The 15,319-nt window shown below is 55.4% G+C and carries 14 protein-coding genes and 1 pseudogene; 4 read left to right on the top strand and 11 right to left on the bottom strand.

Annotated elements, in window-relative coordinates:
* Nucleotides 1-71 precede the first annotated feature (71 nt).
* The gene (gene arsH / locus J2Y91_RS19340) at nt 72-776 is read left to right on the top strand and encodes an arsenical resistance protein ArsH (RefSeq protein WP_133623639.1); all 705 of its coding nucleotides are present in this window, start codon (nt 72-74) and stop codon (nt 774-776) included.
* 179 nt (nt 777-955) lie between these two features.
* On the top strand, nt 956-1,465 hold the full coding sequence (locus tag J2Y91_RS19345; RefSeq protein WP_133623638.1) for a GNAT family N-acetyltransferase: 510 nt from the start codon (nt 956-958) through the stop codon (nt 1,463-1,465).
* 213 nt (nt 1,466-1,678) lie between these two features.
* Here the strand turns inward: J2Y91_RS19345 and J2Y91_RS19350 are convergent, their stop codons facing one another.
* Both J2Y91_RS19350 and J2Y91_RS19355 read right to left on the bottom strand, forming a co-directional pair.
* Nucleotides 1,679-3,115, bottom strand: a complete 1,437-nt coding sequence (locus J2Y91_RS19350; protein WP_133623637.1) for a glycoside hydrolase family 32 protein — start codon at nt 3,113-3,115, stop codon at nt 1,679-1,681.
* An 18-nt stretch (nt 3,116-3,133) separates the two neighbouring features.
* Entirely contained in the window at nt 3,134-4,372 is a 1,239-nt protein-coding gene (locus J2Y91_RS19355) for an MFS transporter (protein ID WP_133623636.1), read from the bottom strand.
* A gap of 265 nt (nt 4,373-4,637) precedes the next feature.
* On the opposite strand from J2Y91_RS19355, the gene J2Y91_RS19360 reads away from it, so the two are divergent.
* The gene (locus tag J2Y91_RS19360) at nt 4,638-5,645 is read left to right on the top strand and encodes a LacI family DNA-binding transcriptional regulator (protein WP_133623635.1); all 1,008 of its coding nucleotides are present in this window, start codon (nt 4,638-4,640) and stop codon (nt 5,643-5,645) included.
* A gap of 217 nt (nt 5,646-5,862) precedes the next feature.
* Here the strand turns inward: J2Y91_RS19360 and J2Y91_RS19365 are convergent, their stop codons facing one another.
* Together J2Y91_RS19365 and J2Y91_RS19370 are read right to left on the bottom strand one after the other, a co-directional pair.
* Entirely contained in the window at nt 5,863-6,345 is a 483-nt protein-coding gene (locus J2Y91_RS19365) for an NUDIX hydrolase (protein WP_133623634.1), read from the bottom strand.
* A gap of 134 nt (nt 6,346-6,479) precedes the next feature.
* Nucleotides 6,480-7,208 (bottom strand): annotated as a pseudogene (locus J2Y91_RS19370) (ISNCY family transposase); the annotation flags it as partial.
* 344 nt (nt 7,209-7,552) lie between these two features.
* Between J2Y91_RS19370 and J2Y91_RS19375 the strand changes: the two are divergent.
* Entirely contained in the window at nt 7,553-7,999 is a 447-nt protein-coding gene (locus J2Y91_RS19375; protein WP_133623633.1) for a VOC family protein, read from the top strand.
* On the opposite strand, the gene J2Y91_RS19380 is transcribed toward J2Y91_RS19375, so the two are convergent.
* The 7 genes from J2Y91_RS19380 to J2Y91_RS19410 form a co-directional block, all read right to left on the bottom strand.
* Entirely contained in the window at nt 7,996-8,409 is a 414-nt protein-coding gene (locus J2Y91_RS19380) for a GNAT family N-acetyltransferase (protein ID WP_133623632.1), read from the bottom strand. The two genes, J2Y91_RS19375 and J2Y91_RS19380, sit on opposite strands and share 4 nt — an antisense overlap.
* Before the next feature lie 319 nt (nt 8,410-8,728).
* Nucleotides 8,729-9,379, bottom strand: coding sequence for a methionine ABC transporter permease (locus J2Y91_RS19385; RefSeq protein WP_133623631.1), 651 nt, complete (start codon nt 9,377-9,379; stop codon nt 8,729-8,731).
* Nucleotides 9,363-10,442 (bottom strand): methionine ABC transporter ATP-binding protein, encoded by a 1,080-nt coding sequence (locus tag J2Y91_RS19390; RefSeq protein WP_133623630.1) that lies wholly within the window; start codon nt 10,440-10,442, stop codon nt 9,363-9,365. The genes J2Y91_RS19385 and J2Y91_RS19390 overlap by 17 nt, the downstream gene beginning before the upstream one ends.
* A 2-nt stretch (nt 10,443-10,444) precedes the next feature.
* Nucleotides 10,445-11,239, bottom strand: coding sequence for a MetQ/NlpA family ABC transporter substrate-binding protein (locus J2Y91_RS19395; protein ID WP_062818536.1), 795 nt, complete (start codon nt 11,237-11,239; stop codon nt 10,445-10,447).
* A 29-nt stretch (nt 11,240-11,268) separates the two neighbouring features.
* Complete coding sequence (locus J2Y91_RS19400; RefSeq protein ID WP_366521320.1) at nt 11,269-12,615, bottom strand: LLM class flavin-dependent oxidoreductase; 1,347 nt, start codon at nt 12,613-12,615, stop codon at nt 11,269-11,271.
* Nucleotides 12,612-13,820 carry an SfnB family sulfur acquisition oxidoreductase gene (locus J2Y91_RS19405; protein ID WP_133623629.1) on the bottom strand — a complete coding sequence of 403 codons (1,209 nt, stop codon included), beginning with the start codon at nt 13,818-13,820 and terminating at the stop codon, nt 12,612-12,614. The genes J2Y91_RS19400 and J2Y91_RS19405 overlap by 4 nt, the downstream gene beginning before the upstream one ends.
* A gap of 10 nt (nt 13,821-13,830) precedes the next feature.
* Nucleotides 13,831-15,060: an SfnB family sulfur acquisition oxidoreductase gene (locus tag J2Y91_RS19410; protein ID WP_133623628.1), complete on the bottom strand. Its 1,230-nt coding sequence runs from the start codon at nt 15,058-15,060 to the stop codon at nt 13,831-13,833.
* Nucleotides 15,061-15,319: the final 259 nt, after the last annotated feature.

Genomic DNA, 15,319 nt, shown 5'->3' on the forward strand with positions numbered 1-15,319 from the left:
AGCATTTGACAATACATATGCTAATTCATATATGATAAATTGCAAAGCGCCGTTTCTTTCAAGGAGTCCTTATGCAGCACTTACCCGCAGTCGAACAGGCATGTTTTGATGATGCGATTTCCCGCAAACTACTTAGCGAAGGGCAAATCCCACCGCGCATTCTTATCCTGTATGGTTCCACGCGGCAGCGTTCCTACAGTCGTTATGCCGCCGAAGAGGCAGGGCGCCTGTTAGAGCAAATGGGCGCAGAAGTGAAAATTTTTAATCCCTCTGGACTGCCACTGCCCGATGATGCGCCCGATACGCATCCAAAAGTGCTGGAACTACGCGCGCTGGTAAGGTGGTGTGATGGCATGGTCTGGAGCTCGCCCGAAAGACACGGGGCGATGAGTTCAGTGATGAAGGCGCAGATAGACTGGATCCCACTCAGTGAAGGTGCAGTTCGTCCTTCGCAGGGGAAAACCCTGGCGGTGATGCAGGTGAGCGGCGGGTCACAGTCCTTCAACACGGTTAATCAGATGCGGATACTGGGCCGCTGGATGCGGATGTTCACCATCCCAAACCAGTCATCGGTGCCCAAGGCATGGCAGGAATTCGATGAAGAAGGGCGGATGAAACCCTCAGCGTGGTACGACCGGATTGTCGATGTAGCCGAAGAGCTGTTCAAGATCACCTTAATTCTTAAGTCGCATACCCCTTACCTTGCCGACCGCTACAGCGAAAGGAAAGAGAGCCATCAGGAATTGTCCAGTCGGGTAAATCAGCACAAAATTTGATTAAAAGCCGCGATGTACTGACCTAAGGGCACAACATTGTGCACCTCAATTAAGACGCCGCGATGGATTTTAATTCTGTCGGGCTGAAAGTGCGTGATATTGTTATCTATTCACGTTGGTGCGGGGCGGTGGTACAGCTCGCGCTGTCGTCATGATAAATCACGTTGTCTGGAGGAAAGATGGAATTGGAAACTGCAAGGCTGCGTCTGGAGCCATACCAACACGCTCATTTTGATGGCCTGCGCGAGATGGAAAAAGATCCGGAAATGATGCGCTATATTAGTCCTGGCGAGGTGAGGACAGCGGAAGAAACGCGTGAAAGCATCGAACGGGTGATGCTGCGCTGGCAACAGCGTGGCTTCTCGTGGTGGGCACTCATGGAGAAGGAGTCAGGGGCGCTGGTCGGTGCCGCCTGTCTCCAGCATTTAGCCAATGAGGACGACGCACCGCTGGAGCTCGGCTGGCGCCTTAACGCCAGTTATCATGGCAAAGGGTACGCGACGGAAGCGGCGCAGGCGATTGTGAAATTCGCGGTTGAGCAGGTCGGCGCGCGCTATCTGGTTGCGGTGGCGCATCCGGATAACAGTGCCTCACATCGGGTGATGCAGCGCCTCGGCATGACATACAAAGGCATTGAGCAGCACTACGATACGCAGTGCGTGGTGTATGAGATGCACGTTGGTGAATAACATCAAGCAAATCGCCTCAGCCAGGCTGTCTTATCGCTATTTTGCACGACCGCTGGCAGGATGACTGGATATTTGGGCTGCTGAAGGATGAATTCAGCTGAGAAGAGATCTGCGAATAAAATTACGCGGCCATATTTCAGAAAAAATAATGCCAGTCTGAGACTGGCGAAAATAAATGTAAAAAATACAACTGTGCGATTATATCCGGTGGAATTATTTATCCAGCGGCCAGTATCCGGCTTCTTTTAAGGCAGCGGTTCCATTATTTGCAAACAGCACTATTTCACGCTCTCCTGGCTGCGGATAAATTCGGCTGCTTAAACAGGCTTCGCCTTCATTGACAAAGAGTTCCACGGATGAACGATCAATGAATATTCGCAGCGAAAGGATATCATCCTCTGGCACGGGAATGCTGCGCGTTCCCACAAGCGAGAAATCAGGGTAGCTTCGTTCTAACACTAAGCGCTGGGCCTGATTATCAACGTAAATACGCAGCCCAACTCCCAGCATCATGCCATATTGTTCTGCCTGCGACCTGCTACGCTCCCACTCCAGTAATAACTCCACGGCTTCCGCATCGCCCGCGACAAACATTCTCTGATTGCTCAGGTAATGAGCAGGAACAGGAAAATAACTGCCTCGCAAGGCGGTCACTTCTTCGATGGGTTTCATCATAATGCGATTATTATCACCTAAACTCAGTTCGCGCGGCAGGGAGAGCATACCAGCCCAACCATCCTGCTGCTCCGGCATCGGTGATTCCCACATATCCAGCCAGCCAATAACGATTCTGCGCCCATCCGGACTGAGAAACGTTTGCGGGGCATAAAAATCGTGACCGTTGTCCATTTCAATAAATTGCCCGTCGTGGCTGAACGCCTGACCTGGCTGCCACTCTCCCAGTAAATATCCACTCTGGAAGAGGTTACGGTTTTGATAGCCTTGTGCCACCATTCCTTGTGGAGAGAACATCAGCACACGCTGGCCGTTCAGAGTAAAGAAATCAGGGCATTCCCACATATAGCCTATCCCATCTTCAGATTCGGCCAGAATACCTTCGTCATGCCATTTATGAAGGTCCGTGGAACGGTACAGGCGAACCTGGCCGGTTTCCGCCACGCGTGAACCGACAACCATGTACCAGTATTCACCCTCACGCCATACTTTCGGGTCGCGGAAATGATGCAGTCCTGGAGGGGTATCAATCACCATTCCTTGACGCTCGAAATGAATTCCGTCACGACTGGTTGCCAGACATTGCACCTGATACAAATTGTCATCACTTTCAGGCGAACCGTGAAATTTATGACCGGTGTAAATCAGTGCCAGCGTATCTCCGTCCACCACTGCGGAACCGGAAAAACAGCCGTCTTTATCTGCCGGCCCTTCCGGTGCCAGTGCCACAGGCAGATGTTCCCAGTGAACCAAATCTTTACTGCGGGCATGCCCCCAGTGCATGGGGCCCCATTTCGTTGAATAGGGGTGATGTTGATAAAAGGCATGATACCAGCCGTCGAACCAGACCAGCCCGTTAGGATCGTTCATCCAGCCGGCTCGTGCGGCAAGGTGATAGCGTGGATACCAGCGGCGGTTAATTCCGGCTTGTGCTTCTTCAAGCGTCTCTTCAGCCTGTTTTAATAAAGATGTCATTATGCTTTCTCCCGAAAATTACACAGCATCTTGCTGTAAAAAGGGGTGTTCAGTTGTGGGTTTATTTGGGCGCAAAAGGAAGATGGAAATAAACGTGGTGCAGAACACCATAATGCCCATTATCAGATAGGATTGAGCGAATCCAAATTTTTCGTAGCTGAAACCCGCCAGCGGCGATAACACGGTGCCAATAACTGAACTGGTACAGGCAAAACCCACCAGATAAATCGTGGAAGACAAACGCTTGTCGAAGTTGAGGCTGTTATATTTGAAAATGGCAACCAACAGTATCGGCAATTCCAGGGCATGTAGCAGTTTGGTAATCGAAATGAGCAGAGGCCCCTCAACCAGGCCGGAGGCGATCATACGCAGAGCCATCACCATACCGGCGAATATCAGACCATTTTTGGCGCCAATTTTGTTAACCAGCCACGGTGCGCAGAACATGCCTGCCGCTTCCAGAAATACCTGAAATGAATTTAAATAACCAAACATAGCGTTCCCTTCCCGCAAGGTAGGAAACTGTGAGGAAAAATAAACCGGGAATTGCTGGTCGTATACACCGTAAATACAGGTTCCAATCACAAAGAAAATAAGTGCCCAGAAACGCGGTAGCGTTAGCAGCCGGATAGCATCTTCCAGAGAAACCTTTTTAGCCCCAATCTCCAGCTTTTCCATGCTCGCCGGTGCCGCAATTTTTAATCGGGCCAACATGAAGAAGAAAACCAGGCCAGAGCATGACGCCACCAGGAAATTAAGATTGGGGTTAATGTTAAACAGCAGTCCGGCGAAAAACGTGGCAACGGCCCAACCAAGAGAGCCCCACATGCGGGCCCGTCCAAATTCAAAAGTACTCTGACGCGCAACGCGCTCGGTATAGGATTCCAGCACGCCTATACCACCATTAAACGTCAGACCAACAAACAGGCCACCAAAAACACTTCCCAGCAGAATATTGAGATTGAGCAAATAGCTAAAGAAGAGATACGCAGGGCCGGAGAGGATCAGCAGTGCGGCCATAAACCACAGCAGATTTTTGCGCAGACCAAGACGATCCTGAATGAAGCCGTAAAAGACCTGAGCGAAAAGGGCTGACACGGATAAGACGGAAAAGATAATACCCGTCTCGGAGGCTTTTAACCCCACTTCCTGGTGGAGCCAGATAGAAAGAAGGGAGCTGGACGAAGACCATGTGACAAAGAAAAAGAACAGCAGGGCGCTGAGCAGCATATAGCTGCGGGAAGGCTTTTTTTTCATCTGAGCAATCTCATAGCGATTTATATGCGCACATGGTAACGTTAACATTATACGCAGACACCGAGTTTTATGGCAATATCCGATGTTAATCACAAAAGTTAACGTTAACATTGGCGTTGTGAGATCTGTATCAAATTTCTTTGCCAAATTCCCAAAATATCAGGCTCAAAGCTTAGAATAGTGGGTTCAACTCTATGGATAACTTGATAGCGGCTGTTCGCTTGCAGCGCGATGATGTATCCGGGTTTTCGCAAAATGGAAGATTATGGCGTCTTTGAAAGATGTGGCCAGAATGGCCAATGTATCGTTAATGACAGTTTCGCGGGCGCTTAATTACCCTGAACGCGTGAAGCCCGAGACGCTTGCACGCGTGCAGGAAGCGATTCTGCATTTGAACTACGTACCCGACTTGTCGGCAAAACAGATCCGCAGTGTGGGGACTAAAAACAAGACGATCGGCGTACTGGCGTTGGATACGGTAACCACACCTTTTTCCGTCGAAATCACGCTGTCAATCGAGGAGACCGCGCGCGCACACGGCTGGAAAAGCTTCGTGGTTAACATGTTCTCTGATGATAATCCGGACGAAATTGTCGATCTGCTGCTTGCTCATCGGCCCGGTGGCATCATTTTCACTACCATGGGACTGCGTGAAGTACGTATACCGCCCAAGCTGCTGACACATCCCTGTGTTCTGGCAAATTGCGAAAATAAAGACGAGCCCGTTGCCTGTTACATACCCGATGACGAGAAGGGCCAGTACACTGCAGTTAGAGCCTTGTTGGCGGCAGGATATCGTCGGCCTATCTGTCTGCATTTACCCGCCAACCACCTGGCGACGTCCCGTCGCCAAAAGGGAATGGAGCGCGCCTGTCTTGAGGCAGGCATCGATCCCGATACGCTGGATCATTGCTATATGCAACCTGGCGATGAGCACTACCGTGACATTCCCGACGTTCTTCTGGCTCACATTTATCAGGGGATACCTCAGTTTGATTCAGTTATTTGCGGGAATGACCGCATTGCATTCATGGTGTATCAGACGCTTTTGGCTAAAGGAATTCGTATCCCGCAGGATATCGGGGTTATTGGTTACGATAATCATGTAGGTATTGGCAACCTTTTTTTACCGCCGTTATCTACGGTACAGTTACCGCATTACGAAATTGGTCGACTTAGTACGTTGCATATTATTAACGGTGATGACAGCAAGGCGAGGGTACTGGTGGATAGTCCCTGGTTGTCTCGCGAGTCATTTAGTCTCTGCACCTGACGTTCAGTCAGCCCGAATGGTGAAGCATCATCACAACGTCAATAACGACCTTCAAACCAGTCATGGTGAGAGCCGTCGATTTGAATGAATTTCCCGGTTTGCCGCGTTTTAAGCGGGCAAGCACACCATCTGTCAAAGCTAAGTTCAGATGTCCGGGTTAGGGCAAAGTTAAAATGTCCGCTCTGTGCCAGGAGCGGAATTTAATGTTTTACGGTAATTAAGCCTCTTTCAATGCACTGAATTTAGCAGGACTGAATAAATCTTTGCTGAGTATGTCGATGATTAAATCGCGGGGAAAGATAGTTTCGTTAGTATCTTTAAGCTCTTCTAATGTCCACCAGTGATGCTTTTTAATGACTTGCTTTTCATTTTCACTCCATCCTGAGTCGTCCATATCACGCTTTTCAGCATGGATTATAAAAAAACTCTCTTCCGCAAGAACGGTCTCCCCATCAGGCAGCTGCATAGGGAAAGTTCGGGATGCTACCACCGCGCCGACGGAATCTCTTTTTAATCCGGTCTCTTCCTGCAACTCCCTTAGCGCTGCCTCTTCGAAGGATTCATTATGTTCAAGCCCACCGCCAGGCGTCGCCCAGTAGGACATGCCGCTTAATGCGTCATTTTTATGGGAAAAATTAAACAGCAAAACATTTTTTTCAGGTGAAAGAATAATTAACCGGGATGATTGGCGAGTACGCATAACGCTTCCTTCTGATGCAGTTAAAACTGATTTCCGTTTCGCCATTCAACCATAAACAGCCGCCTAGATCGTTCAGAACGATCCCTTAAATTTCTTGAGGCTATGGCGTTCCAGAAGCTTCTCGCGGCTAATGTAGGGCCGAAATCGCTGTAGCTTTCGCTGATGTTCAGGAGTTTAGCGGCACGCGACTGCGTCAAACTTTTGTTGTTAATACGAAAAATGCTGGCTTTGTCGCTGTAGAATGCCAGCGGCTTACCGTGCTGCTCCAGATAGCCGCGCGTGGCGTCAAAATAGGTGAACGTGGACTCAGACTTTACGAAGTGGAGCTGCATCAGGCGACTGGTCGCGTCATCAACGTAGACCAGCAGCGTGCAGGCCGGTCCGCGTTCCTCAAACCAGCGGTGATCGCAGCCGTCGATCTGTATCAGCTCGCCAACGCAGGCGCGACGATACCGCGGCTGCTGGATCCTCGGCGCACGCATTTTCCGGGGGATCCAGAGTCCGGCTCGTACCATCAGCTGACGCACGGTCTCTTTAGCCAGCACAACGTCATGGAGTTCGGCCAGCTTCTCGCAGGCGAGCGTCGGACCAAAGTCGGCGTAGTTATCGCGGATGATGCCCAGAGCAAGTTCAGCAAGGCCAGGCAGAAGCTGGCGATTACTACGCAATCCACGGCGGCGGTTCACCAGTGCCAGTGGCCCGGACTCGCGATAACGCGCAAGCAGACGCCGGCAGTGACGATCCGTCAGGCCAAGTCGTTGTGATGCAAGCGAAGTAGTGAGCCTGCCATCAATGACATCCTGCAGGATCTTGAGGCGGTTAACTTCATTCATCGTAAAGCACTCCGAACCGTAAGCCGTCATTAGTTGCGTCCTCAGCCGAGAAACCCTGGAAAAGGACGATAAAGCGGACATCTCAATATAGCCAGAGGCGGACATCTTAATTTAGCCACTACACCATCGGTGCGCATAATGTATATTATGTTAAATAAGATATCAGGTAGTCAATCCGTCAGGGCTTCCTGACCAGCCTCATTGCCCTGCTCTTACCAATGTCAATTCAGGCAGCGCTACGTGAATTCTACAAAATTGTGTGGGCTCTCCCACGCCAGAATTTACGTAGCGTTGCCTGTAAAACGCACTCACGAACAACTGCCACCTTTTGCCTGTGTCATGATGCAGTCACTCATCACCCACAGGAACGGCTCATGTCAGACAATGATGTTGGATTTAGCCATCTGGCTTTACAGGTTAAAGACCTGTCGAAAAGCGTCGAATTTTATCAACGTTACGCGGGCATGCAGATTATTCATCAGCGTGAACCCGGGCTTGCTGAAGCACAAAAAGTGGCGTGGCTGTCTGACCTGACGCGGCCGTTCGCGCTGGTGCTGGTGCAGTCAGAAATCAGTAATGACACACCGCTGGGACCCTTCGGTCATATTGGCGTGGCCTGCGGTAGCCGCGAGGAGATTGATGCCAAGGTCAAACTGGCTGAGCAGGAAGGCGTTTTGCGCCGTGCAGCGCAGCAATCTGCTGCACCGGTTGGCTACTGGGCCTTTTTTGCGGATCCTGATGGCAATACGCTGGAGCTGTCATATGGCCAGCAGATCGGCATGGAAGTTATCACCGCGCGCCTGTCGTCATCGACCGGCTAAAGCAGTGATTTACTCATGCGGTAGTTGATAAAGTTCTGGCCGCGCACCTGCACCTGTTGTGCTGCGAGCAGCTGGTACCCTCGCCTGCTAAAAAATGGCTTAGCCGTGATGCTGGCCTCGGTAAATATCACCGGCAACGCCATGGCAATAACGGCGTGCTCCAGTTTTTCCAACAGCGCGCTGGCCACGCCGGTGCGCAGATACTCCGGATGGGTGAACATCAGATCGAGATGACCATCAAACTCCACGTTGCCAAAACCCACTAACTTATCCTCGATGCTGGCAACCCAGCAGTGACTGTTGAGCAGCCGCTTTTGCCAGGAATCACGATCGGCCTGTGCCCAGGCTGCAATCTGTGCAGGATTATAATCGTGTGAGGCTGTCTCGCGCACAGCGCGTTCAAACACCATAATAACCCCTCCGAGGTCAGAATATTGGTACGACCTCAGCTTAAATGTCTGACTATGCACTATTCCCCACTCCTTATCTATTTGAAGCAAAAGAGGATCATCGACACTCTGTCACTTCCTATCCTATTGAATATAAATTAAAATATAACTCAGATCGCGCTACGTGAATTCTGATGTTTTTGCAGTACTGTGATACAGGAAGATTGACGTAGCACCGTTAAAAATCTCCTCCTGGCAGGCCTGCAGCTTTAATGATAGCGCGGTAGTCACAGATGACATTCTGATAGTTATATCCGTACGTTGTAACTAAAGTACCACATTATCGATGATTTAAATGCCGCGACAGCCGATCGCCGCACAGCTGTAATACCGTGACCAGCGCCACCAGCACGACTATCACCGTGAGCATCACCTGCGAGTCAAAACGCTGATAGCCGTAGCGGTAAGCAATATCCCCCAGCCCGCCCGCACCAATCGCGCCCGCCATTGCCGAAGCATTAATCATGGTGACCAGCGTAATGGTAAATCCGCTGACAATCCCCGGGCGCGCCTCTGCCAGCAGCACATGCCAGATGATATGCCGCCGATGGAAGCCCATCGCCTGCGCCGCCTCCACCAACCCTTTATCCACCTCGCGCAGGCTCACCTCGGCAATACGCGCAAAGAACGGCGTTGCAGCCAGCGTCAGTGGGACCACGGCTGCCCACACGCCATAGGAGGTACCCACCACCAGTCGGGTAAAGGGGATCAGCGCAACCATCAGGATCAGAAATGGCACCGAGCGGAACAGGTTGACGACCCAGCCCAACAGGCGATTAATCAGCGGATTGGCGAAGAGATTATTGCGATCGGTAATCACTAATATCACCGCCAGCGGCAATCCCAACAGCAGCGCGGCCAACGAGGAGGCTCCGACCATCATCAGCGTATCGAGCAGCCCCTGCCATAAACGTTCAAGCTGGAGTGACATAGCCCAGCACCTCCACGCGGTTAGCCAGCGTCTGCGGAATGCTGGCAGGATTAAACGGCAGCGGCTGTCTGGCCGCCTGCAATACGATATGGCCAATCTGTCGGCCCTGCACCCACTCCAGCGAACTCTGTATCAGGATAACCTCCTCACCCAGTAGCCCGAGCTGCGGCACCGCCCCCTGACCGGTATAGCTCAGGCGCAGCAGCGGCTGGTCACTCTGCGTCTGGGGAGCGCGATGCAGGTGCGCCAGCAGCGCTTCCGGCAGACCGCTATGCTGAGGATTGAGCAGGATGCGGGTGGTCGGCTGTTGCGGATCGCCATACACCGCCCACACCGGGCCCTGCTCTATCACCTTGCCCTGCTCCAGTACCGCCACCTGGTCGCACAGATCGTGGATCACATTCATCTCATGGGTAATAAGCACGATGGTGATGCCCTGCCGCTGATTAATCTCGCGCAGCAACGCCAGAATCGAGGCGGTAGTCTCCGGGTCAAGTGCCGAGGTGGCTTCATCGCACAGCAGCAGCTGCGGCTGATGCACCAGCGCCCGGGCAATCCCTACCCGCTGCTTCTGCCCGCCGGAAAGCTGCGCTGGCCAGGCGTGCTGGCGTTCTTCCAGCCCGACCAGCGCCAGCAGCTCATCAACCCGCTTTTTGCGCAGCGGTGGAGAAACGCCCGCCACCTTCAGCGGTAGCTCGATGTTCTCACGCACGCTTTTCGCCGACAGCAGGTTGAAGTGCTGGAATATCATGCCGGTGCCGCGCCGCCATTCAACCAGCTCACGCTGAGTCAGGCGGTTAATATCGACACCATCCACCACCACGCGCCCCGCCGTGGGCGTTTCCAGCCGGTTAAGACAGCGGATCAGCGAGGACTTGCCCGCGCCGCTGCGCCCGATAATACCGTAGATAGCCCCGCGCGGAATCGTCAAGTTGATATCGTGCAGCGCATCCAGCTGCTGGCCGGAATAGCGTTTTACCAGCCCCTGAATCGCCACATGCGTCGAGCCATCCGGGCTTACAGCATCAGCTTCTGTAAGCTCATCCCACGTCATCGTCGCCATACTTACTGCTGCCAGCCAGGCTGATAGAGCTTGCCGTAAAACTTATCGAGGCTGGCGCGCACCACCGGGGAGTGCTGATAGATATCAACAAACTTCTTCAGGCGCGGATCGTCCTGGTGCCCGTCGCGGATGACAAACTGAATCACATATTCCGGGTGCTCCAGCCCGTCAAACAACAGCGCGTTATTCGGGTCAATCACGCCGGAGGCGCGCAGATAGTGCGGATAGCCCTGTGCGAGGTCAACCTCCTCCAGCGAGCGCGACAGCTGCACCGCTTCCACTTCAATAATCTTCAGGTGCTTCGGGTTAGCCACAATATCGTCAACGGTAGACTTCAGCCCCGCGCCGGGCTTAAGGGTTATCAGCTTCGCCTTTTGCAGCAGCAGCAGGCCGCGCCCGCCGTTGATGGGGTCATTGGCAATCGCCACCGTGCCGCCGTCGGGGATCTGATCGAGGCTGCTGTGCTTTTTCGAGTACAGGCCGACATTATTAATAATCGCCGGGGCGTACTTCACCAGATGAAAGCCGCCCTGCTGATTGGCGTTATCAAGAAACGGCTGATGCTGGAACAGGTTAACGTCGATATCGCCGTTTTCGACGCTGACGTTAGGCGCCGTCCAGTCGCTGAACTCAATCAGTTCCACCGCCAGCCCCTGTTTCTTTGCCTCTGCCACGGCGGTTTCCAGTGGCGGTGCGAAGGCCGAGGTGGTGCCGACTTTGAGCGGCCCGCTGTAATCGGCCGCCAGCGCATTTCCGCTGAGCAGCGCGGTCAGTAACAGTGTTTTAATTATTTTCATGATGCCCCCTTTTTTTATGTCCCAGATGTTCAAAGATCGCGACGCCAGCGGGCGGCCGAATGGCGCAGCGGCAGGCGGTCGTGGTTGAAGAGTTTGTGGCGCAGCGTGCCGGGCTGATAGGCGGTTTTATAACGCCCGCGCTGCTGAAGTTCCGGTATAACCAGTTCGATGAAATCGATATAGCTCTGCGGATTGACGATGCGCGTCAGGTTAAAGCCGTCGATATCTGCCTCATCCAGCCAGTGAATAAGCTGGTCGGCCACCTGCGACGGGCTGCCAACAATCAGCGGATAGCGGCCACCGAGGGCGTGCTGCTCCAGCAGCCGCCGCCGTGTCCAGCCGCTGAAGGTTTTGCTGACCGACTCGATGGCGCGCCCGGAGCCGCTGTCGATCGGTTCATCCAGCCCGAAGCGGGCGAGATCGATGCCGATAGAGCTGGAGAAGTGGGCAATCCCCGCTTCCGGGCTGGCATAGCGCAGGTACTCCTGATGCTTCTCCTGCGCCTCCTTTTCCGTGGGCGCGACAATCACCGACACGCCCATAAACACCTTCAAATCACCCGGTTCACGCCCGGCATCGCGCGCCGCGCGGCGCAGCGTGTCCACCTGGGTGCGCATCGCCTGCGGAGTGCTGCCGTTAACAAAGCTACACTCCGCGTGGCGGGCGGCAAACTGCACGCCGCGTGCCGAACTCCCGGCCTGAAACAGCAGCGGCGTGCGCTGCGGTGACGGGGAGCTGAGATGGTACCCCTCCAGCTGGTAATACTTACCGTGATGGCGCACCGGATGAATTTTTGCCGCATCGGCGTAGCGGCGCTGCTGGCGGTCGGCGAGCACTGCACCCTCTTGCCAGCTGCCCTCCCACAGCTGGTAGCTGACGTCGAGAAACTCGTCCGCCTGGTCGTAGCGCTCGTCGTGGCCAAGCAGCTGCGGCTGCCCCATCGCCCGCGCGGCGCTGTCGAGATAACCGGTAACAATGTTCCAGCCCACGCGGCCATTAGTGAGATGGTCGAGGGTGGAAAAACGGCGGGCAAACGGGTATGGCGCCTCGTAGCTCAGGTTGGCGGTCAGCCCGAAGCCGAGGTGCTCGGTGACGCTGGCCATCGCCGACACCAGCATCAGCGGATCGTTAACCGGCAGCTGCACCGACTCGCTGGCGGTCAGCGCAATCCCCTGCTGATAGACGTCATACACGCCGAGAATATCGGCAATAAACAGCCCGTCAAACAGGCCGCGCTCCAGGGTACGCGCCAGGTCCAGCCAGTAGCGTAAGTCGTTAAACTCGGTGGAGCGGTCAAGCGGATGGGTCCACATGCCGTGATGGATATGCCCGACGCAGTTCATATTGAAGGCGTTAAGCAGGATTTTTTTGCTCACAGCGTCCCCCTGCGTGCCGGTAACGCACCGTTTAACAGATAGTTGCCGATCGCCGGATACTTCCAGCGCACCGGGTCGTGCAGCGTATGGGTGCGGGCATTGCGCCAGTGGCGGTCAAGGTTATGCTCGCGAAGCGCAGAGCGGGTGCCGGAAAGCTCAAACAGCAGGTTGGATGCCTCCAGCGCCAGCTCGGTGGTCCAGGCGCGCACGATGGCAACGGCAATCGAGGCCGCCGCCACGCTGTCGGCATCCGGGTTACGCTGCGCGGCGTCTACCGCTTCACCCGCCTCCTGCAGGAGGGCGTCACCGGCCTGCAGGCGTGGCGCAATCTGGCCCACGCGATCGATGGTCAGCGTATCCTGCGCGGCGTGATCCACCCCGGCATCGGGCCACGGGCGCGCACGGCTGTTGATAAAGTTCAGCATGTCGTTAAATGCGGCGCGGGCGATGCCCTGTTCGATGGCGGCATGCATGATCTGCGCGAATGGCCCCACGGTGGTCGGGCGCTCAAAGGCGCTCTGAAACGGCACGATATCCTGCGGGTCGACCCTGACGTGATCAAAGGTGACCGTGCCGCTGCCGGTGGTACGCTGCCCGAATCCGGACCAGTCGTCGATCACGCTGACGCCAGGCTGAAAGCGCGGGACAAATACCAGCTGTTCCCTGCCGCTGGCATCACGCGCCGCAGTGGGAATGCGGTCAGCATACAGCGCGCCGGTGGCGTAAAACTTCTGGCCGTTAAGCAGCAAATCCGCACCGTGCGGCAACACCGCCGTACTGCGCTGATGGGCCGCCGCCGAGCTGAACTCCGCCAGCGCGTTGCCGAGATGCACGCCGTCCAGCACCTCCTGATAAAAACGCTGCTGCTGCGCCGGGCTGCCGTTGACGCGCAGTACCTCCAGCGCATAAAAGTGGTTCTGCGGCACCTGACCGATCGCGGCATCGGCCTCACTCAGAATGGCGATCGCCTGCGCCAGCACCGCCGAAGAGAGCGCCGCGCCGCCGAATTCGGCCGGTACGGTAATCGCGCCCAGCCCGGAGGCAAACAGCGCCTGCAACTGCGCGTGCGGCAGTTCGCGCTCGCGGTCTCTGCGTGAAGATCCGCTGCGAAACTCCTGCGCCAGCTGCTGAGCAACCTCGATAGCCTGCTCAGCACTGTGAATGCGGCTGGCGGGATTTTTGGCCTGAACCTGACTGGTCGGCATGACGTTCTCCTTATATCCAGGCATGGCGCACCGGAAAGACACCGTTAAGGTAGTAGTTGCCGATGGCGTGAAACTTCCAGCGGATCGGGTCGTGCAGCGTATGGGTGCGCGCATTGCGCCAGTGGCGGTCAAGGTTATGCTCAGCGAGCGTGGCGCGGCTGCCGCCCCACTCCAGCAGCTTCTCACTGGCCTTCAGCGCCGCCTGGGTCGTCAGCACTTTGGCCTCCGCCACCACGATGGAGGCGCGCGCCGCCGTGGCCGCATCCAGGCTGGCAGGGTCGACCTCATCGAGAAAGCGTGCCGCCCGGCGCAGCAGCGCATCCGCCGCAGCAATCTCGACCCACACGCGCCCGACGTCGGCCTGCAGGTGCGGGTCGTCGCTGTTGCGCTCCACTCCGGCATCCACCCACGGCCGGGAATGCTGGCGCACAAAGGCGCAGGCCTCATCAAAGGCGCCGCGGGCAATTCCGCCGTCGATAGCCGCCTGGATCAGCTGCGATACCGGGCCGCGCAGCGACGGTTTATCGCTGGCGGGCGTGGGGATCACCAGCGCAGCCTCCACCGCCACCTCATCCAGATGGATAGTGCCGCTGGCGGTGGTGCGCTGCCCGATGCCGGACCAGTCATCAACGATCTCCAGCCCGGCGGAATCGCGGGGCATAAACGCCATCACCGGCTGGCCGCTGTCGTCGATAGCGGTGGTAACAATGATGTCGGCGAACAGCGCACCGGTGGAGTAGAACTTACTGCCGGAGAGCCGCAGCCCGCCTTCACGCTGCCGCAGCCGCGCCTGCACGTCCCGGGTGTGTCGGGTGTTCTTCTCCGGGCCGCCGTTGCCTAAACGCTGCCCCTGCACTACGGCAGAAAACAGGCGCTGCTGCTGTGCGAAGGTACCCTCATCGCGCAGGAACTGTATCAGTCCGAAGTGGTTCTGCGGGATCTGCCCGAGGGACGGGTCGGCGGCCGAAATAATGCGGAATACTTCCGCCACGGTGCGGTAAGAGAGCCCGCCGCCGCCGAATTCGCGCGGCACGGAGATACTGCCGAGGCCGGAGCGGCTGAACAGCTCCAGCGCCTCCAGCGGGTAGATGCGTTCGCGGTCACGAGTGGCGGCATCGCGCAGCGCCAGATCGGCCACCGCACGCGCGGCGCAGAGCGCCAGCTCATCGCTGAGGATCACCCTGGCCGGAGGATTTTCTGGGCGTGTAAATGCCGCAGTTTGTTGCGCTGACTGGCTCATGATTTCCCTTAATTAACAGGCAAAGCGGTGCCGGATGGCACAGGCCATCAGCAACAGGATTTGTCGAATTTAATTAATATAATCAGAGCGATAATAATTAGTAAAGCGCCACAGTTATGACAAATATGGCGTTTGATTGCTGATATTCAGCTAAGGGAACTCACTGTATCGGGCTGACCGAAAAAGAGGGTCAGCCCCTACGGGTAATTATCATCGGGCACATCAACCGTAGGGGCCGACCGCTGTTCTGGTCGGCCCT

It is taken from the genome of Erwinia aphidicola (assembly GCF_024169515.1).
In the GTDB taxonomy this organism is placed as follows: domain Bacteria; phylum Pseudomonadota; class Gammaproteobacteria; order Enterobacterales; family Enterobacteriaceae; genus Erwinia; species Erwinia aphidicola.